Consider the following 19,416-nt stretch of genomic DNA (forward strand, 5'->3'; position numbering starts at 1 on the left):
GTTGATTCGTAATAAGGTTGTTATAATTACCGGAGGAACAAGCGGTATAGGTGCTGAGACGGCTAAAAAGCTGGCTAAGCGCGGGGCGATTCCAGTTATAACAGGACGTCATGAAAGCCGGTTGAAGGAAACATCGGCGGCACTTGATGGCAGACATGGATGCTACCGGATGGATGTTACGGATAATAATGAGATTCAGCAGGTCATCCGGCGTATATATGAGGAGTTTGGCACCATTGATGTGCTTCTTAACAATGCAGGCTTCGGCCTGTTCGAGACTTTCGCCGAAGCGGAAGTGGAGCGCTTCGAAAGCATGATGGATACCAATTATATGGGTACGGTAAGATGCGCAAAAGCTGTACTGCCCTATATGCGTCATCAGGGTTTTGGCCATATTATCAATGTGGCCTCCATGGCTGGTAAAATAAGCACGCCAAAAGCTTCGGGGTATGCAGCCACGAAGCATGCTGTGCTGGGGCTGACGAATGCTATGCGGGCTGAGCTGGCACCAATGGGCATTACGGTATCGGCCGTTAATCCTGGTCCGATCGACACGCCTTTTTTGCAGGCTGCTGATCCGGGAGGGACTTATTTCAACAACGTAAGGCGCTTTATGATGACTCCGCAGCAGGTGGCAGATGCAATTGTAAAGATTATTGAGCGGAAGACGCTTGAAGTGGATATGCCATTATCCGCTGCGATCGGTATTCGCTTGTACGGTTTGTTTCCGCGTCTGGCGGATCGTGTTGCCGGGCGCTGGCTCAACCGGAAATAGAAGTGCTTATTATAGAAGGAATGAGGGACATGATGAACGGAACATGGGAATCTTTTGAGCTGAATCCGCTGCTTGTGGCAGCGCTCGCAGCGAATCATATTGAAACACCGACGGCCGTGCAGGAAGCAGCTATTCCGCTGCTGCTCGAAGGCCGCGATGTATCGGCGAAGTCGCAAACGGGGACGGGAAAGACATTGGCCTATATGCTGCCTGCCCTGCAGCGGGTAGATACGGAAAATTCCGGCGTGCAGGTCATGGTGCTCGCGCCTACGCAGGAATTGGCCATGCAAATATTTCGGGTTGCAGAGCATTACGGGGAGCCGCTTGGCATCAAGACACAGCAGCTTATTGGAGGCGCTGCGATGCAGCGTCAAGTGGACAAGCTCAGGCTGCATCCGCATATTGTCGTGGGTACGCCGGGCCGGATTCATGAAATTATGGCTGCAGGCAAGCTGAAGCTTCATAATATTAAATTGGTCGTGATCGATGAAGCGGATCAGGTGTTTAATCTGGGATCGACCAGAGAGGTAGAGACCCTTCTGAAGGCGATGAAGCGCGACCGGCAGATTGCGTTCTTCTCGGCAACGCGCCCGGTGGAGATGGAGAAGGTGGAAGCAAGATGGATGCGCGAGCCGGAGCGGGTTGATGCCACGGGAAACAGCCAGGCGCTGGAAAATGTAAACCATTATTTTCTTGTCTGCGACAAGAGGGATAAGGTTGACACGGCAAGACGTCTCATTCGCCTGCTGGAGCCCAAAACAGCGCTTCTGTTCATCAATGAAACGGATGAAATTGCCAACTATGAGGCAAAATTCGGTTATGAAGGCTTCCAGATTGAAACGCTCTACGGAGATTCGGACAAGCAGCGGAGAGCCGGTACGCTACAGCGATTTCGCGAAGGCCGAATCCAGTTGATGCTGGCAACGGATATCGCGGCACGGGGACTTGATATTGTGGATTTGCCGCTCGTAGTCCATCTGGACCCTGCTCTTGATGCGGATCATTATGTTCACCGGTCCGGCCGGACAGGCCGGATGGGCAAGCCGGGAACTGTAGTATCCATCGTCACAACGCAGCAGCTGTTTATAATGGATAAGTTCCGCAAGCAGCTGGGCATTGATTTGCGGGAGAAGGTTATGTACCGCGGCAAGCTGGTCGACCTGGGAGACAATGGGGCGGTCCGCGGCAGCAAATCGTATGGCAGGCAGCTGGACGAAGCGGCTGCGGCCCAGAGGCGGGCAGGTCGCGAGCCCATGAAGAAAACGCTCCAAAGGGCTGGAACCTCTGCCAATACGACAAAAGATACCGCAAACGCTCCGGAGAATGAGAGTCAGTTACCTGCGAACAGGCCGAAACAAGCTGTGAATGGGAATCAGCAGGAGCAGCTTGCTGCCACGGCGAGCTCCAGGTCGGCAGCGGGAAGTCTGCCCCGGATTGCATCGAGAAAGCCGCAGGCAGGTGGTGGAGAGCTGTCTCGCCGTGCAACAAGTTCATCTTCGGATGGAGCAGCCGAGCTTGCGTCAAGAACGGACAGGGCATCAGCAGGAGCAGGCGAGCGAAAGCCGCTTGGCAGGGCAGCCAAGCCCTTAACTTCGAAGAACGCTGCAACAAAGGGTAAAGGCGGCAAAAAGCAAGGCAAGGGAAAAGCGGAGAAAACCATTCAACCGGTCAAATCGAAGAAAGAAATTGAGCATGACCGCAAGAATAAAGGGGCTCCCAAGTGGCTGAAGGCGAAACGGGAAAACGGGCAAGCTTAAAATCAGAAAATAAGGAATGCAAAACTGAGCAGTGGACGGACCGCTGCTCTTTTTTTTGCGGCCTACCGAGTGATCGAAATACATGAAATGATCATGTTGATTGCAATAATCAATCAGATCTAATGAGGCTGATTGCTGTTTTGCAGACGAAGCGTCTCAGGTCTTCACATAGTGGGTAATAGACCATATGCCTGCTATTGCAGGTTCTTCTTATCACTCGAGAGGGGAAGTGGTCCTTATGATGGAGCATGCGAAGAGGGTAGCTTTCTTATTGGCTAATGACTTTGAAGATTCCGAGATGAAAAACCCTTATGAAGCTATAGTTAAAAATGGCCATGAAGCGGTCATCATCAGTCTGGAAAAAGGTGCGGAACTGACCGGTAAAAACGGAACGGTCACCTACACGTCGCATCTGTCAGCAGATGAAGCCGATGCGGCTCATTATGATGCAGTCATCATACCGGGAGGCAAATCACCTTCCCATCTGATCGACAGCGAGCCGGTCATCGAGTTTATCAAGCAAATGGACAAAGACCACAAGGTCATTGCGGCGATTTGTCATGGTCCGCAGCTGCTGGTAAGGGCGAAGCTTCTGGAGGGCAGGAATATTACTGCCTATCCGGAGCTGCATGAAGAAATAAATGATGCGGGCGGCCGTTTTATTGACAACGCGGTGGTAGTGGATGAGAATCTGATTACCTCGCGAACGCCGGAGGATGAACCGTATTTTATTGAAGAAACCATCAAGATGCTGGGCGTCGCCGCATATTAAGGGCGTTACGCTTTTAAAGAAAGCGCTGATCTCTCCATCTGGGGAGGTCAGCGCTATTTTAGCGCAAGTGTGCCTCTGCCAAGGCTCGGTCTAGATCTGCTGCTCTCTATATACAGCGGGTGACATGCCAAACTGCCGGCGGAAAATACGATAAAAATAGGAGTAGCTGCCGAATCCGCAGGTCTCGGCAATTTGTTCGAGCGGCATGGTGCTGAATTTCATCCGCTCCATCGCCATGGATAAGCGGACATCCTGGGTATACTGAATAATGGTAACGCCGAAGCATTCCTTGAATAAATGAACCGTGCGGGAAACGCTAAGCCCGACATGGCTGGCGACATCCTGAATAAGAAAAGGCCCACCGGCCTGTTCGTCGATGAAATTTTTCATGCGTGTGGCGATAAAGGATTTGCCGTGAAGCACGGACTGTGTGGCGACTGCGCGGTCCAGCCCCAGGCATAAGGAGCGCAGCAAATAATCGGCCATTTCCCGGTCTTCCTGCTCAAACCGCCGTTTCTCAAGGACAAGCGCCCTCCATATGGACAACAGCCGCTCATCGGAAACGATTTTCGTCTTCTGTGGGCGTTCCTTCCTGGCCCACCATTCGTCCAGCCACGGTCCGTTGCAAATGACGAAATAATCGCCGCTCGACGCCTGCGGTTTATCGGCTTCGGTTGTTTGGCTTCCGGCCACGATGTTAAGCTCATAGGGATCTCCGGGCTTGAACAGCAGCAGATCACCGGCCTCAATCCGCTCCATACGGCCATTTACCAGCGCCTCGCAGGAGCCTTCAGTCTGAAGGCGGAACAGATAAGTGGACAGGCCTTCGGAATATTCGACCTGGAACGGATGCGAATGATAGGAATAGCTGCAAAGCATCACATCGTTATACATAACGGCTAACCTCATTTAGTAGCATTATTGTTCATGTCATAAGTATATTCTACATCTCCTTGCGGAAGCTTTTCCACTATAATGATTGTCAGATCGGTAAACAGAAGAAGGAGGATGGCAAATATGAAAATCGGCTTGCAATTATATACGCTGCGCGACGTTATGGCTTCGGATTTTAACGGAACGCTGCGTCAGGTTGCCGAAATGGGATATGAAGGCGTAGAGTTCGCCGGTTATGGAGGCGCTTCCGCTGAAGATATGCGCGATCTGCTGAAGGAGCTGGGCATTGAGGCTTTCGGAAGCCATGTCAGCCTGCAGCGTCTGACGGAGAATCTGGAAGAAGAAATAGCTTTTTTGAAAACAGTGGGGGCAAGCTATGTAATTTGTCCATACCTTTCGGCGGATCTGCTTAGCGGCGGCGAAGCGTTCTGGCAGGATCTGTTCAAGAAATTTGCCGCTATCGGCAAGCGTTTGAAAGAGGAAGGCCTTGAATTTGCTTATCATAATCATGATTTTGAATTCGCCAGCAAAATCGATGGCGAGTTCGTATTCGATGCCATGTACAGCCATGTTGATGCCGATCTGCTGAAGGTCGAGATGGATATCGGCTGGGTGCAGTATGCGAAGCAGGACCCGCTTGCTTATATCGCGAAGTACAAAGGCAGACTGCCGCTCCTGCACTTGAAGGATTTCCGCAAGAGTGAAGGCAAGCCGATTGACACCGTCGAGCTGGGACAAGGCGATCTGGCCCTTAACGACATCATCGCAGCAGCCAAGCAGGCTGATGTGGAATGGCTTGTAGTCGAGCAGGACACTTGTGCGAACCCGCCGCTGGAATCGGTGCAAACCAGCATGAACTGGTTGAAGGAAAACGGTTATAAAGCGTAAGTCCAAATAAACATTCACATTCATGAAAGAGGAGAGTTGTTCATATTATGAGTAAAATCAGAGTGGCAGTCGTTGGCTGCGGATCCATCGCCGAGAAAAGGCATATCATCGAATATGCGCCAAACCCGAATGTGGAGCTTGTTGCATTCTGTGATCCCGTAACGGAGCGTGCGCAGAAATATGCCGACCAATACGGCGCCAAAGCGTTTGCAAACTATGAGGACATGCTTGCCGAGATCAAACCGGATGCAGTCAGCGTCTGTACGCCCAACTACCTGCATGCCACAGTAGCGATTGCGGCGGCCAATGCCGGCGCTCACGTACTTGTTGAGAAGCCCATGGCTGTAACCGATGAGGAAGCTGCGGCGATGATTGATGCGGCCAGCCAAAATAACGTGTTTTTGATGGTGGGACACAATCAGCGGTTGATGCCGCCGCATGTGAAAGCGAAGGAACTGCTGGAGACTGCAGGACTCGGACGCGTTTTGACTTTCCGCACCTCTTTCGGACACCCTGGACCGGAATTCTGGAGCATCGACGGCCCCGGCAGCTGGTTCTTCCGCAAGGAAGAGGCTATTATGGGCGCGATGGGCGATCTTGGCGTGCACAAGTCCGACCTGATCCGCTATTTGCTGGACGACGAGGTCGCTCAGGTGACGGCGTTCATCGGAACTCTGGACAAGAAGAATACGAAAGTGGATGACAACGCCACGGTGCTGCTTCGTATGAAAAGCGGCGCAATCGGTACGCTGGTTGCCAGCTGGACGTACTATAAAGGCGAAGACAACAGCACGGTGCTGTGGTGCGAGAATGGCGTTATCAAGATCGGAACCGACCCGGAGGATCAAATTATTCTGGAGCTGCGGGACGGCACGGTTGAGCGTTATAAAGTCGGCGCGATCTCGACGAATGAAAAGCAGGAGACAAGCGGAGTTATCGAGGCTTTCATTGAAAGCATCGTGACGAATACGCCGCCGGTAATCTCCGGTGAAGAAGGCCGCAAGTCGCTGGCTGTCATTTTGGCCGCTTTTGAGTCGCAGGCCAATGGTACGGTGGTCAGTTTGTAGGTTTTACTTTTTAAAAGCTTGATTTCAAGTGCAAGGGATTAAGAATAAGGGACTTATGCGTAAAAGCTAAGAACAAAGCTAAGAACAAAGCTAAGAACAAAGCTAAGAACAAAGCTAAGAACAAAGCTAAGAACAAAGCTAAGAGCAAAAGCTAAGAACAAAGGCACGCTGCGCGTTCGGATCATTCTTACGATCGCTGTTGTCCCCGGATTTCCTGATTGTATAAAACACTCAGCTGTAGAAATCCGGAGACAAAGGCGACCACTATCGTTTCTCCAGAACGATTCCGCTCGCTCCGCGCTAAATATACTGCAAGTGCCAAGTGCAAGTGCAAGTGCAAGTGCCAAGTGCAAGTGCAAGTGCAAGTGCAAGTGCAAGTGCAAGTGCAAGTGCAAGTGCCAATTGCAAAAGCATAAAACCTGCAACTTTTTTTGGGGTTGCAGATGAGCCAGGCTCCGGTTATTTATCGGAGCCTGGCTTTTTTTTGACTTTTGAAGTTCTCACGCACTTCTTGTGGAGCAGAAGAAAGCCCCCGTATTTGGACGAGGGCCGGATTTTGCTGTGATTAGCTTTAAGCGAGGGATTGGATATAGTTATCGAACCCCTTGAAGAAGAGAGAGCCGACTGTTGCTCCCGGGTCCTGGTGACCGATCGAGCGTTCGAGATAACGCCCTGCTCTGCCGTGCCGGGATTGCATGTCGATGGTCGCCTGCGTTCCCTTTGCGGCAGCTTCATAGGCTGAACTGATGGCTTCCTTCAGCGATTTTCCATCCCGCTGGGCCGACTCAATCGCTTCCACCGCTGGAAAGATCGAATCCAGAATGGTTTTATCGCCTACTTTGGCTTTGCCGCGCTCCATCAGGCCCTCCGCCATCGCCCGGGTCAGGGATGAGAGATCCTCGACACTCAATTCCGTTTTGCCCTGGACGGCTTTACCTCCGCGAATCAGCGCAGTGGCCATTAAGGTCCCCATCGTCGAGGCAACGGTTTCACCCATGACCATCGCACTTCTCATCAGCAGCACACCTGCATTCTCCTCCTGGATGTTGGGCAGATTATCGACGACCGCCCGGAAGCCTTTGGACATGGTAAGCCCGATATCCCCGTCTCCCAGCGCACCGTCGAGTTTGCATAAGTATTCTTTGTTTTCGTCCATCAATTTGCCGATTTCCCGCAAAATATTGCGGATGTCTTCCAAATTCAGCGTGTTTTTCATGAGGTTTACCTCCTTGAATAGTAAAAGGACAACGATTCGTTTAATTTTGAATGCGGAACGGTGTGGTGAACGGGAATTTGAGCAGCTCGCGGAATTCATCATCGACACGCAAAATTGATATGGACATCCCGGCCATCTCCAGGGAGGTGGCATATTCGCCAATATAATGGCTGTAGATCGTAATATCTCTTTGCTTCAACAATTGATGAACGGCCCGGTAGACAATGTACAATTCCTCCAGGGGAGTGGCGCCCAGACCGTTGATGAGAACGGAAACGCTGCCGCCTTTTTCAACCGGCATATCGTCCAGGATGGAGGCTACAAGGGTCTCCGCCACGGAATCGGCCGTTCTCATCTCACCGCGGTGAATGCCCGGCTCGCCGTGGATTCCCATACCGATTTCCATTTCTCCGTCCCCAATTTCAAAAGTGGGACGGCCTACCGCCGGCAGGATGCACGGCGTCATGGCAACGCCCATCGTTCTCACATTGTCGTTGGCCTTCTCGGCAATCCGTTTGACTTCCCCCAGGCTGCCGCCAAGCTCCGCTTTGGCTGCTGCCAGCTTGTACAGATAGAACATCCCGGCAACGCCGCGGCGCTGTTCTTCATGGCCCTTCGGCATCGACGCCACATCATCCGTAGCGACGACCCGCTCAACCTGAATGCCCTCAAGATCCGCCAATTCCATGGCCATATCGAAATTCATGACATCGCCGCCGTAGTTGCCGTAGATATAGAGAACGCCTTTTCCGCAGTTAATTGCACGGGTGACATCAAGCATCTGCTGCGAGCTCGGGGAGGCGAAAATATCGCCGACTGCAACGCCGTCCAGCATTCCTTTGCCGACGTAACCGAGAAACAGGGGCAAATGTCCGGAGCCGCCGCCTGTCGCAATCCCCACTTTGCCTTCGACCGGAGCTTCAGTCCGGACAAGAGCGCGGTTGTCGCTGCGGACACTCCTCAACTGGTCGGAATGGGCCAGCAGCAGCCCTTCCAACATCTCCACCGCCACGTTCTCAGGGTCGTTGATCAATTTTTTCATGACAGCTTTTTGTTCGCTCATGAATATAACCTCCGTTTATTTAGTCAATGAAACGTTTCACTGGATTTATAAAAAAACTTCCGGAGCTCTCTTCATCAGGAGTGACTATGAGAACCGCAGGAAGTTCCAATGAACAGCCGGGGCACTACGATAAATTCCTTCGGTTGGTTATAGCGCATTTTATTTTCGATTCGTTCAAAAAGAATTTCGGCAGCGATTTTTCCGACCTCGTAGAAGTCTTCCTTGGCTGCCGTTAAAGTCGGTCTGAGAATCCCGTAAGGATCAATATCGCCAAAGCCTGCGACTGCAACGTCCCCGGGCACTTTAATATCCATGCTCCATAAGGCTTGAATTGTACCGGCCAGAGACAGCCGATTCGTGGCATAGATTCCCTCCGGAAGACCGGAGCTCCCCAGATGACTGCTCACTGCGCCGGAAATAGATTCAATGTCAGTGCCTGCCTCAAGGAATATCTGCAATTCAGGGTCCAGACCCAGCTGCCCGATCGCTTGGCGGATGCCTTGGTGCCGCTCTTGTTCCACATGGTCCAGAAGCGGCCCATGGATGAACAGCAGACGGCGGCAGCCATGGATGTACAGATGCTGCACAAGCGAGAAGGAAGAATGGATATTCTCATGGACAACGGAATAAAACCGGTTGTACTTCACTTTCCGTTCCACGGTCATGATGGGAATGGAGCTTGGCAGCTGGAGCTCATCCAGTTCGGCTCCCGTGGGTATCGCGATGATGCCGTCGACCCGTTTTTCCTGAAGCCACTGGAACGCTTTCATCTCTTGATCAGAATCATTATTGTGGGAGCAAATAATAAGATTGTAGCTTTTATTTCTGGCCGCGTCCTCGATCGACTTCATCATCTTCGTGATGGAAGGATTGGAAATGTCGTCGACGATGAGACCCAGCAGATGCGTTTTGGACTGCTTCAGGCTTCTGGCGACGGCATTGGGCTGATAGTTGAGCAGAGTTATGGCAAGCAGAACCCGTTCTCTGATTTTGTCGCTCACATAACCCGACTTGTTAATCAGTTTGGATACGGTTCCGACAGAAACGCCCGCCGCCGCCGCTACATCTTTAATCGTTGCGGAAATAAGCCACCATTCCCTTTTCTCAAAACATTTATAAAGCAAGCCTAGAGGGATTTCTCCCGGTCAGAAAAGTGTTAGAAACGTGCAGAAGATCGCAGTCCGAAAAGCCGGGACCCGAAATTATCATAAAATGAAACGTTTCACTCGTTAAATATAATGGATGTAATGCGGGGAGTCAACAGCAAATTGTTATCGGTTTCGACCTCCGCCATGGAACGATGCAACGCACCGGCAGCATCGATTATCTGTTGAAATATATGAAAGTGAAAGCTTAGCCCTGAAGCTTTCGCTTAACTGGAACATCGGGACGGGTTTGGTTCACATGGATAACATGGAGGTAAGTAAGGCAACTTCTTTTCAGTTCTTGTAATCGCTTACCCGCTTTTCTATAATTAAAAATATGATTTGTTTATCCGTCAAGAAGCAGCGGCTAACGCCGTCCTCTGGGGGCGCAACAAGTTTCTTCCCTCAGAAATAGAAGCAAATGGTGTTATACTTTCTTATATTTTAAACAAAGGAGATGATATTCTTGAAGTACAGGACGCTCGGAAAAACGGAGCTTAAGGTATCGGTCGTCGGCGTGGGAACATGGCAGTTCGGAGGCGCATGGGGCAAGGACTTTACCCAGGACGAGGTGGATGCCATTCTGGATAAAGCCCAGGAGGTCGGCATCAATCTGCTCGATACGGCGGAATGCTACGGGCATCATCTGTCGGAGAGCTTCATCGGCAATTACGTGGAACGCAGAGGCAGCCGCGATAAGTGGATTATCGCGACCAAGTTCGGGCACAGCGCTCTGGATAAAAATAATTCCTCCTACTGGGCGGCCGATGAAGTCCGCACTCAGCTGGAGGAATCCCTGAAGTCGCTGCGGACCGACTACATCGATCTGTACCAGTTCCACTCGGGACCGGATTCGGTGTTTGACAACGACGAGCTGTGGACGATGCTGGACAAGCAGGTGCAGGCCGGCAAAATACGCAACCTTGGCATCTCGATCGGCAGCAACGATAATTTGCACCAGACGGGCGCGGCCTCGAAGGTCAACGCAAAAGCCATCCAGGTGGTCTATAATCGTCTGGATACGACTCCGGAGAATCGTGTATTCCCTTCCTGTATCGAGCAAGATCTGGGCGTACTTGCGCGGGTTCCGCTCGCAAGCGGTTATCTGAGCGGCAAATACAAGCCGGGAGCCGTATTTGCAGCTAACGACGTGCGCTCGAACCATGACAAGGAGCTAACCGCGTCCAGGCTGCGCCGGGTGGAGGAAATCAGCAGGACAGAGGTTCCCGCAAACGTCAATATGGCGGAATGGGCCTTGGCTTGGTGTCTGAAGCATCCAGCCGTGACTTGCGTTATCCCCGGATGCAAAAGTCCTGAGCAGGTGGAGACCAACGCCAGAGCGGCAAGCCTTGACCTGGTCGCCGATAATCATCCGCAGAGCGTGAGCTAATGCGTTGACTGGTCTTAAACGAGAAAGCCCGACACCGATTATTCATCGGGGCCGGGCTTTTTACTCTTATAAATGCCGGTAAGGTCTGGATGAAAAAACCTGCTGTGCCGCCAAAGAACATCAGGCTTCCTCCCGAACTATCAGAAAATGTGTCTTATCCTTTTCTGATAGTTTTATGGGAAGAAACTAACTGTGCCGCCAAGCACGGCTTCAGTCGTTTCTTCTTAACCTAATCTGACGGGATGTATAAGATTCACTCCTGTAAATTTCTAAGTTCCAAGGAAACTAACTGCACCGGCAAGGGGACGACGACAGCCGTTTCTTCTTGTTAGAGCAATAGGAGAGGGATGACCTGACGTGCCCAGCTCCCGCTGTTGTCTGCCCGGAGCGTCTGCCAGCCCATGGCCGAGGCCTGCTGCAGGTTGTCCTGCTGATCATCGACATAAAGCGTCGGACTGCCGGGCGGCAGATGAGAGGCGGCTTGCGTGAAGATGGCGTGACCCGGCTTGGAAGAGCCGAATTCGCTTGATATCGTCATGCTCGTCAGACAATGCCTGACATGTGACAGAACAGGCAGCAGCCATTCGGCCCGATGATTGCTGAGCAGATGAATATCGAAGAATTTACTCCAATACGGTATCAGCTGCAAGGCGGGCAAGGGCTGTAAATTCGCGATGAGGAGCTCACGCGCCCGATCCTCCCGCAGAGTGGGAAATTGAACCTGCAGCCAGTTCCAAAAAGATGCTTCCTCGGCTTTTCCATTCCATAAATCCTCCCGTATGCTCCGTTTATAGCTCTCAACCAACTGATCGTGAGAGACTGCTGCTTCAGCAGCCAACTGCTTCCATAACAAGGGGGAAAGATTAGTAACAAGTACGCCTCCCGCATCCAGAATAAGCTGGGGTCCTGCCGGCATAGCCTGGCTCCTTTCTTTGTCCGTCGTACCGCGAGGAGCTCTCTCGCCTGCGCAGTACGGCGCAGTATTTAAGATGGTCGACTTTAATAGACCGGTGATGAACAGGCTATGCATGCACAGCCTGTTTTAATTCATCAGGCTTTTAAATAATCGAAAGCCTGTATCTTTCCCCGGCTGTAATAGGCCGCATGTAAGACAATATCCCGTAAGGAACAGGATCGTTTGAGCTTATTTCATGCTATTCCTGTTCTTCTGCACAAGCCCTGGTCGATTCACGGACAAGCAGTTCGGCAGGAAGCACGATTTTGCGCCGCTCCTGCATGGGATTGGCCATCACGGACAGCAGCAGCCGGGCTGCTTCCTGACCGATCAGCTTGTCCTGCTGGATGACCACAGTAGGGGGAACAGACCACATATCGCCATACTCCACATCATCGAAGAAGGCCAGGGACAACTGCTCCGGTATTGCGATACCCAGTCTGGCGGCCGTTCTCATCACCTCATAGCCGGTCCCGGAGTTCTCAGCGAAGATGGCCGTCGTCTCCCGATGCGTATCCAGGAAGGCTTCGATCCCGGCCGCAGCCGCTCCTGTTAACCGGTGGCTGTGAGGGGAGGGGAGCCCGTTATCGAACAGGGCCTTCTCATATCCGTTCATCCGCTCCTCTACGCTTGTCGTCCCGCTTTTTCCGGTTGCGATATAAGCAATGCGGCGATGCCCCATACGAATAAGATGCGTGGTCGCTTCATATGCACCTCCGCTGTGGTCGGAGTATACGCAATTTGCGGCGATTCCCGGCATGTCCCGGTCGATCAGGACAAGGGGAAAACGCGACAAGGTCAGCTGAACCAGCTCCTCGTTATAATGCTCGCCGTCCACTGGGAAGACGATCAGGCCTTTTACGCCCAGCCGTACCGCCTGCCGAATCCGTTCTCTCTCTGTTTCCTGGGAGTCATTCGTTTTGAAAAACAGCAGGTTGTAGCCCGCCTGTACGAGCACCTCCTCGATCCCGCCAAGGATATGGGCAGTAAAAGCGTTCTGCAAACGGGGCATCAGATAGGCGATCGTTTTTCGGGTACCGGCAGGTGCGTCAGCATCGCTGCCTTCGCCGGTATAAATCGGCTTTTCCCCGATTCCAGGGGCGGAGAGAAAGGTTCCCTTCCCTTGAATGCGGTAAATCAAGCCTTCCTTGACAAGCTGTTGGAGCGCATTTTTGACGGTAATACGGCTCACATTAAACGTGGCGGCCAGCTCATGCTCGGTCGGCAGCCGGTCGTCCTTGTTCCAGACCCCCAGCCGGATCTGCTCCAGCACGAAGGAACGAAGCTGAATATATAAAGGGATGCGTTTTTCGGATTGGGTCAAGCGATTCATCTCCAGCCTGAATTTATATAACAAATATACAAGTATACACGGTCTTTGTAAATGTTTAAAAATCCGTTTCAAAGCTATACTGTGCAAGGAAAATAAAACGATTGACGGGGAAATAACAGAGTGATAAGTTAGATTAGAATCAATAGACCATTTATTATTTGTATATTTGTTATATAAAAGGAGAGTGTTTATGTCTGATTCCGCTAAAACGGTTCATGTAATCTCCCATTCCCATTGGGACCGCGAATGGTATATGCCTTATGAGAAGCATCACGTGCGCTTGATCGAGCTGATGGATACGCTGCTGGGGCTGATGGAGAGAGACCCCGAATTCCGCAGCTTTCATCTGGATGGGCAGACGATAATTCTTGAGGATTATTTGCAGGTCAGACCGGAAATGAAGGACCGGCTGGAGCATTTTATCCGCAATGGTCAAATCCAGATCGGTCCCTGGTATATTCTTCAGGATGAATTCCTGACCAGCAGCGAGGCGAATATCCGTAATCTGTTGATTGGTCTTCAGGATGCCAGTCAGTATGACAAGGTGTCCAAGATCGGCTATTTTCCCGATTCGTTCGGCAATATGGGGCAGGCTCCGCAAATTCTGCGCCAGGCAGGAATCGATACCGCGATATTCGGCAGGGGCGTGAAGCCGACCGGCTTCAATAATGAATCCTCGGGCAGCTACTCCTCAACGTTCTCGGAAATGCACTGGGAATCGCCGGACGGTTCGAAGGTGCTCGGTATTTTATTTGCCAACTGGTATCATAACGGCATGGAAATCCCTACGGATCCCGAAGAAGCGGAGCTCTATTGGAAAAGAAAGCTGAACGACGCGGAGCAGTTCGCATCAACCCCGCATCTGCTGTTCATGAACGGCTGCGACCATCAGCCCGTGCAGACGGACCTGTCTGCGGCACTGAATACGGCACGCGGAATCCGGCCTGATGTGAACTTTGTCCACTCCAACTTCGATGACTATATCGCCAGTGTCAAAGCTGCGATTCCGGATGACCTGGCCGTTATTCATGGCGAGCTGCGGAGCCAGCAGACCGACGGCTGGTTTACGCTTGCGAATACCGCATCCGCCCGCGTTTATATCAAGCAGGAGAACCAGCGCGGCCAGACGATGCTGGAGAAGGTGGCGGAACCGCTGGCTGCGCTCGCCGCGCTGACCGGCAAGCCTTACCCGCATCATCTGTTCACTTATGCGTGGAAGACTTTGATGCAGAATCACCCGCATGACAGCATCTGCGGCTGCAGCGTCGATGAAGTGCACCGCGAGATGATGACCCGGTTCGCCAAGAGCTACCGGGTGGCGGAGGAAATCGCCGAGGAAAGCTTGAAGGCGATTATTTCCAGGATCAATACGGCGGATGCCTTTAGCGGCAAGGGCGCAGTTCCTTTTGTGCTGTTCAATACGACCGGCTGGCAGCGGAGCGGCGTCGTACATACCAAAGTCGATATTCAGCGGCTGCCAATGGGCTCGAAGGACAGAGAAGCTCTGATCGATGAATTGAAGCGGATTAATTTGAACGATTACAAGGTCATTGATGATAAAGGACTTTCCGTACCTGCCAGTATCGAGGATTTGGGCGTCACCTTCGGCTATGATTTGCCCAAGGATAAGTTCCGCCAGCCTTACATGGCCCGCTCGGTGCGGATTACGCTTCATGCAGATGCTGTGCCGGCGCTCGGATACCGTTCCTATGCGCTCGCTTATGCGCAAGGCGGAGCAGGGTCCGCAGGTTCTTCTGCGGCTGCCGAAGCCGGAGCGGAAGACTCGCGCACGATGGAAAATGAATTTCTGGCCGTGAGCATTCAAGAAGACGGCACCCTTCATGTTGTCGACAAGCGCAATGGACGGGTGTATAAGGATTTGGGCGCCTTCGACAACACGGGAGATATCGGCAACGAATATATTTATAAGCAGCCCGAAGGCGAACAGACGCTGACTACCTTCGGCCATCCGGCCGTGATCTCGCTTCATGAGAAAACGGAATTTCACACCAGCTACGAAATTGTTCATGAATGGGAAATTCCGGCGGGAGCGGATGAGAGACTGGCTCAGGAAATGGCTGAATTCGTTCCTTTTCTGCAGCGCAAGGCACAGCGCTCCGACAAGACGGTTATCCTGCGATTGAGCACGCTGGTTACGCTGGAGCAGGGCAATCCTTTTGTCCGCTTCCATACGCGCTTTGACAATCAGGCTGCGGACCACCGTCTGCGTGTATTGTTCCCTTCTGATGTTGATGCGTCCGTTCACCAGGTTGACTCCATCTTCGAAGTGGCTGTCCGCGAGCTTCAGCCGGCAGAGGAATGGCTCAATCCAAGCAATGCCCAGCATCAGCAGGCGTTCGTGAACGTAAGCGACGGGAATGGCGGCATAACCGTTGCCAATCTGGGTCTGAACGAATATGAAATTCTGCGCGACGGACGCAATACGATCGCCGTTACCCTGCTGCGCGCTGTTGGCGAGCTGGGGGATTGGGGCGTGTTCCCGACACCGGAAGCGCAGTGTATAGGCGAACATTCCGCCGAGTATTTGTTCATCCCCCATGAAGGCGGAGAGGGACGAGAGAAATCCTATGCGATGGCCTATCAGGAGCAGGTGCCGTGGATGTCGGTTCAGACTGCAGTGCAGGAGGGAACATTGCCTGCGGAACACCAGTTTGTGGAGTGGTCAGGGACGAATATGGCGCTGTCGACGGTGAAGATTGCCAAAGCGACGGGCGATCTGATTCTGCGCTGGTTTAATACCACGAATCAGCCGGCCGAACTCTCATGGAGCAGCAGCCAGGCTGCCCGCTGGTATAAAAGCAATGTGATTGAAGAGGTGGTAGAGTCTCTGCCGGAAAGCGGGAGCCCGCTGCCGGTCGGCCGGGCGGAAATCGTAACGGTAGGCGGATCATTGAACGGATAATAGACGCAGTACAGGCTGCAAATAGAGGCTGTCGGGGGCGCATTCATAGAATGCGGGCCTGGCGGCCTCTTGGTTGTTGCTTGTTCTAATGTTACAATGCAAGGAGAATCGGCTGTCGCCGCGCTCGGCGGCGCAGGTAAAGGGAGAATGATCATGAAGGCTGTCTATGCAGGGAGCTTTGATCCTATTACGCTTGGGCATGTATCTGTCATTGAACGTGCGTTTAAATTATTCAAAACGATACATATCGTAGTCGCGAACAACCGCTCGAAGAGTCATTTGTTCTCCCTGGAGCAGCGGACGGAGCTCGTGCAAAGCTCCATTCCGGAGTCGTATGCGGCACGGACGGTCATTGCCCCTTATGAAGGGATTGTGGCCGATTATATCAATGCCCACGGAATCGGCGCGGTGATCAGGGGAATCCGCAACGCAACGGATCTGGAGTATGAGCTCCAGCTGGAGCAGTATATCCGCAATACGACGGAAGCGGAAACGGTCTATTTATCCCCTTATACGCAGCATATGCAGACCAACAGCTCACTTGTCCGGATGTTTTTTCAATCGGGCAAGCATGAGCTCGCTAGCAACTATATGGCGCAGGATGCTTACAATCTCGCATTGCTTTATGAATTGGGAGGGAAAAGAAAATGAAAATAACGGTACTGGGACCTTGGGGCGCGTACCCCAAAGCCGGAGAAGCGACAGCCGGTTATTTGCTGGAACATGAGGGATATTCCCTTCTGATTGACTGCGGCAGCGGCGTACTGGCGCAGGTGCAGCGTTATATCCCGCTGAACAGGCTGGATGCGGTTATAATCTCGCATAAGCATCACGATCATGTTGCCGATTTGGGCTGCCTGCAGTATGCCTGCCTGATCGATACCGATCTGGGCAACCGGAGCCAGCCGCTGCCTGTTTATTTTGCCGCTGAGGCGGATAAGGACCTGACTTATCCACCGATGATGGGCACGGAGATCCACCGGATCGAAGCGGGAGAGAAGCTGAGCTTGCTCGGACTTGATTTCACCTTCTTCAAAACCTTTCATGAGGCTTACTGTGTGGGCATGATTATCAATATTGGGGACCGCAAGCTGGTGTATACCGCGGATACCTATTATGATGAATCGTTGATCGCGCATTGTGCGGAGGCCGATGTGCTGATCGCGGAAACCTCCTTCCACAAGGAGATCGCAGACGCCTGTAAATACGGCCATATGAACAGCGGAGAGGTCGGAAGACTGGCCAATCAGGCGCGTGTCAAAAGCATTGTTCTGACTCATCTGCCGCATTTTGGGCCCATCGATCAGCTTGCCGCGGAGGTTGCCGAGAACTATGAAGGACCGATCGGGACAGCCTTCTGCGGCATGGAGATCCTATTGTAAAATCATCGATTCGTTAAGCCAAGGATCATAGAGAAGCCCCGGCCGCATCGCACCGGGGCTTCTCTACTATTGCATCTATTATTCGAAAAACAGGAAGTTCGTCGGGAGCGCCCGCAGCGCCCCATCCGAGGGATGGTTCACTACTCTGCCGTTGAAGACCAGCGAGGAAGAACCCCCGCCGTCCAGATTGTATCCGTCAATGGCGCCGAAACGGGACAGCAGAATTTGCATCTCCGCAAGCGTCGCACCCGAGCTGCCGTTCTCATTGCGGCCATCGACGACAAGGAACAGCAGCTGATTATCCTTATAATTGGCGATGGCCGTGCGGGGAGCGCGCAGCGGACTGCTTTTCCATTTGTCCGGGATTGTCTGCGTAAACCCGTTCTTCAGCAGAACAGGCACGAAAGAGGCGCCGAACTTCGGCTTCTCCTTGTCGAGCTGCGATTTATCCGCGTATTTGCCGCCGATCAGCTCCATTTGGTCGTTCAGGCCAACGAAGAACAAGTCCTTGTAGGTCGGCTGGAATCCGCTCAGGTACTCCCCGTTGATGACCGTTGTGCTGAGCGGATAGCGTTTGCCCCGGTCATCCGCAAAGCCGCCTGCATTTACGCCGGCAACCGCCTTATAGCGCCTGACCGCAGACAGGGTGGTTTCGGCGCTGCCATATTTGTCCTGACCGAGCACCATCTTCATGCCTTTGTCCGTCTTGAGCTTCACCTTAAGCGCATAGCCGCTGAAATTCTGCGCATGCACGGCAAACAGCTGGGCCTGCAAATTATCGGATTGGATGGTTTGCATCGGAGTGCCGATTTTTCTCGTAATGCGTCTATCATATATTTTAGCCGGACGGCCTACCTGGGCGGATGCCGTCTTGGCGATGCTGTTCATGCTCGCATTGGTAGCTTGATAAAGCGCGATTGATTTTTTCAGCGTTTGGGCCGTCGCGGTGGCTGTCTTCTTGGCTAGATCCAGATCGCCCAGAAGCTGGCCGGTCTGCTTCGAAACTGCGGGAACGGCTGCGGCATCCTTGGGATAAGCGGTGCCGGACAGCGTAATCGACATATTGGAATACAGCAGCCATATAAACAGGCCGATAAAAGGCGCGCATGTCAGCAGACAGAAACGGTTGAATTGTTTAATGGTCATGGTCATTTCAAGACATCCAGACTTTTTTTCAGCTCGTCCAGCTCTTTCTTGACCTCGCTCATTTGCGTATACAGCTTGTTGCTGTTATCCGTCTTGTTGCTGGCATTATCCTTGGTGAATTCCAGAAGCTCGTTAAGGGCGTCCACTTTGCCTTGAACCTTGGTTATTTGACCGGAGAAATCCGTCTGAAGCTGCTTGATCCGGTTCTGGTAATCGGTCTGCATGGCGGAGATCTGCCGGGCGGTCTGCTGGCTGATCTCCAGCGTCATCTGTTCTTTGATCTGGTCGGTATACCAGATGGCTCCGGTGACGCCGCCGGCTATCAGAATGATCCATACCGATACAAAAAGCAGAAATGTCGATCTTCTTTTGCGCGGTACCGACTGCTCTTGCCGGTTGTATGTAGTTGTCTGGATGTCGGTATTCATTACATCAATCTCCTCTTAATCTTCTTTCCATAGAATAGAGACGCTGGCAGGGCAGGGAAAAGTTGCATGTTTTTTTGAACGGCGTTAGCGGATTCTTCTTACGAATCTATATTTTAGCATAAAAAAGATAGCAGGGCAGGGAAGCGGGACCGTTTTTCGGATGATTTAACAAAAACGTCATAAAAGAGTAAGAGAAAGGGAGCTTTTATTTTCAATTATTTTTTCATAACACTCTTAATATATTAAATGTTTGAAGTTCATAGATAATATGCTATACTCAAA

Annotated in this window: 17 protein-coding genes; 9 read left to right on the forward strand and 8 right to left on the reverse strand. The window is 52.1% G+C overall.

Translation table 11 applies throughout. From position 1 onward, the window contains the following. The first annotated feature begins 1 nt into the window (after position 1). From AC0YOA_RS34235 to AC0YOA_RS34245, 3 genes are all read left to right on the forward strand, one after another. The gene (locus tag AC0YOA_RS34235) at positions 2-775 is read left to right on the forward strand and encodes an SDR family NAD(P)-dependent oxidoreductase (RefSeq protein WP_475769134.1); all 774 of its coding nucleotides are present in this window, start codon (positions 2-4) and stop codon (positions 773-775) included. 29 nt (positions 776-804) lie between these two features. After that, the gene (locus tag AC0YOA_RS34240; protein WP_475790384.1) at positions 805-2,532 is read left to right on the forward strand and encodes a DEAD/DEAH box helicase; all 1,728 of its coding nucleotides are present in this window, start codon (positions 805-807) and stop codon (positions 2,530-2,532) included. A gap of 238 nt (positions 2,533-2,770) precedes the next feature. After that, positions 2,771-3,304, forward strand: a complete 534-nt coding sequence (locus AC0YOA_RS34245; RefSeq protein ID WP_210037188.1) for a type 1 glutamine amidotransferase domain-containing protein — start codon at positions 2,771-2,773, stop codon at positions 3,302-3,304. A 90-nt stretch (positions 3,305-3,394) separates the two neighbouring features. Here AC0YOA_RS34245 and AC0YOA_RS34250 read toward each other — a convergent pair whose 3' ends face one another. Next, positions 3,395-4,198 (reverse strand): AraC family transcriptional regulator, encoded by an 804-nt coding sequence (locus AC0YOA_RS34250; RefSeq protein ID WP_210037189.1) that lies wholly within the window; start codon positions 4,196-4,198, stop codon positions 3,395-3,397. 114 nt (positions 4,199-4,312) lie between these two features. On the opposite strand from AC0YOA_RS34250, the gene AC0YOA_RS34255 reads away from it, so the two are divergent. Both AC0YOA_RS34255 and AC0YOA_RS34260 read left to right on the forward strand, forming a co-directional pair. After that, positions 4,313-5,086, forward strand: coding sequence for a sugar phosphate isomerase/epimerase family protein (locus AC0YOA_RS34255; protein ID WP_475790385.1), 774 nt, complete (start codon positions 4,313-4,315; stop codon positions 5,084-5,086). A gap of 47 nt (positions 5,087-5,133) precedes the next feature. Beyond that, complete coding sequence (locus AC0YOA_RS34260) at positions 5,134-6,153, forward strand: Gfo/Idh/MocA family protein (RefSeq protein ID WP_475790386.1); 1,020 nt, start codon at positions 5,134-5,136, stop codon at positions 6,151-6,153. A 571-nt stretch (positions 6,154-6,724) separates the two neighbouring features. Here AC0YOA_RS34260 and dhaL read toward each other — a convergent pair. From dhaL to AC0YOA_RS34275, 3 genes are all read right to left on the reverse strand, one after another. After that, a complete protein-coding gene (gene dhaL, locus AC0YOA_RS34265; protein WP_475790387.1) occupies positions 6,725-7,369 on the reverse strand; it encodes a dihydroxyacetone kinase subunit DhaL in 645 nt (214 codons plus the stop codon). 40 nt (positions 7,370-7,409) lie between these two features. After that, the gene (locus AC0YOA_RS34270) at positions 7,410-8,432 is read right to left on the reverse strand and encodes a dihydroxyacetone kinase subunit DhaK (protein WP_475790388.1); all 1,023 of its coding nucleotides are present in this window, start codon (positions 8,430-8,432) and stop codon (positions 7,410-7,412) included. A gap of 74 nt (positions 8,433-8,506) precedes the next feature. Further along, the gene (locus AC0YOA_RS34275; protein WP_475790389.1) at positions 8,507-9,556 is read right to left on the reverse strand and encodes a LacI family DNA-binding transcriptional regulator; all 1,050 of its coding nucleotides are present in this window, start codon (positions 9,554-9,556) and stop codon (positions 8,507-8,509) included. 487 nt (positions 9,557-10,043) lie between these two features. Between AC0YOA_RS34275 and AC0YOA_RS34280 the strand changes: the two genes are divergently transcribed. Continuing rightward, complete coding sequence (locus AC0YOA_RS34280; protein WP_475790390.1) at positions 10,044-10,967, forward strand: aldo/keto reductase; 924 nt, start codon at positions 10,044-10,046, stop codon at positions 10,965-10,967. Positions 10,968-11,295: 328 nt separating this feature from the next. Here the strand turns inward: AC0YOA_RS34280 and AC0YOA_RS34285 are convergent, their stop codons facing one another. Further along, positions 11,296-11,883 carry an HAD family hydrolase gene (locus AC0YOA_RS34285; RefSeq protein WP_475790391.1) on the reverse strand — a complete coding sequence of 196 codons (588 nt, stop codon included), beginning with the start codon at positions 11,881-11,883 and terminating at the stop codon, positions 11,296-11,298. A gap of 238 nt (positions 11,884-12,121) precedes the next feature. After that, positions 12,122-13,246, reverse strand: a complete 1,125-nt coding sequence (locus AC0YOA_RS34290; protein ID WP_475790392.1) for a GntR family transcriptional regulator — start codon at positions 13,244-13,246, stop codon at positions 12,122-12,124. A gap of 199 nt (positions 13,247-13,445) precedes the next feature. Here AC0YOA_RS34290 and AC0YOA_RS34295 point away from each other — a divergent pair, with 199 nt between their 5' ends. The 3 genes from AC0YOA_RS34295 (at position 13,446) to AC0YOA_RS34305 (ending at position 17,560) form a co-directional block, all read left to right on the forward strand. Then, entirely contained in the window at positions 13,446-16,178 is a 2,733-nt protein-coding gene (locus AC0YOA_RS34295) for an alpha-mannosidase (protein ID WP_475790393.1), read from the forward strand. A 153-nt stretch (positions 16,179-16,331) separates the two neighbouring features. Beyond that, a complete protein-coding gene (gene coaD, locus AC0YOA_RS34300) occupies positions 16,332-16,829 on the forward strand; it encodes a pantetheine-phosphate adenylyltransferase (RefSeq protein ID WP_210037198.1) in 498 nt (165 codons plus the stop codon). Continuing rightward, on the forward strand, positions 16,826-17,560 hold the full coding sequence (locus AC0YOA_RS34305; protein ID WP_475790394.1) for an MBL fold metallo-hydrolase: 735 nt from the start codon (positions 16,826-16,828) through the stop codon (positions 17,558-17,560). The genes coaD and AC0YOA_RS34305 overlap by 4 nt, the downstream gene beginning before the upstream one ends. A gap of 78 nt (positions 17,561-17,638) precedes the next feature. On the opposite strand, the gene AC0YOA_RS34310 is transcribed toward AC0YOA_RS34305, so the two are convergent. Together AC0YOA_RS34310 and AC0YOA_RS34315 are read right to left on the reverse strand one after the other, a co-directional pair. Continuing rightward, entirely contained in the window at positions 17,639-18,712 is a 1,074-nt protein-coding gene (locus tag AC0YOA_RS34310) for a phosphodiester glycosidase family protein (RefSeq protein ID WP_475790395.1), read from the reverse strand. Then, a complete protein-coding gene (locus AC0YOA_RS34315; RefSeq protein ID WP_475790396.1) occupies positions 18,709-19,134 on the reverse strand; it encodes a hypothetical protein in 426 nt (141 codons plus the stop codon). Before AC0YOA_RS34315 ends, AC0YOA_RS34310 begins: the two co-directional genes overlap by 4 nt. Between the last annotated feature and the right edge of the window lie 282 nt (positions 19,135-19,416).

The sequence above is a fragment of the Paenibacillus sp. JT22N12 genome, assembly GCF_056269365.1.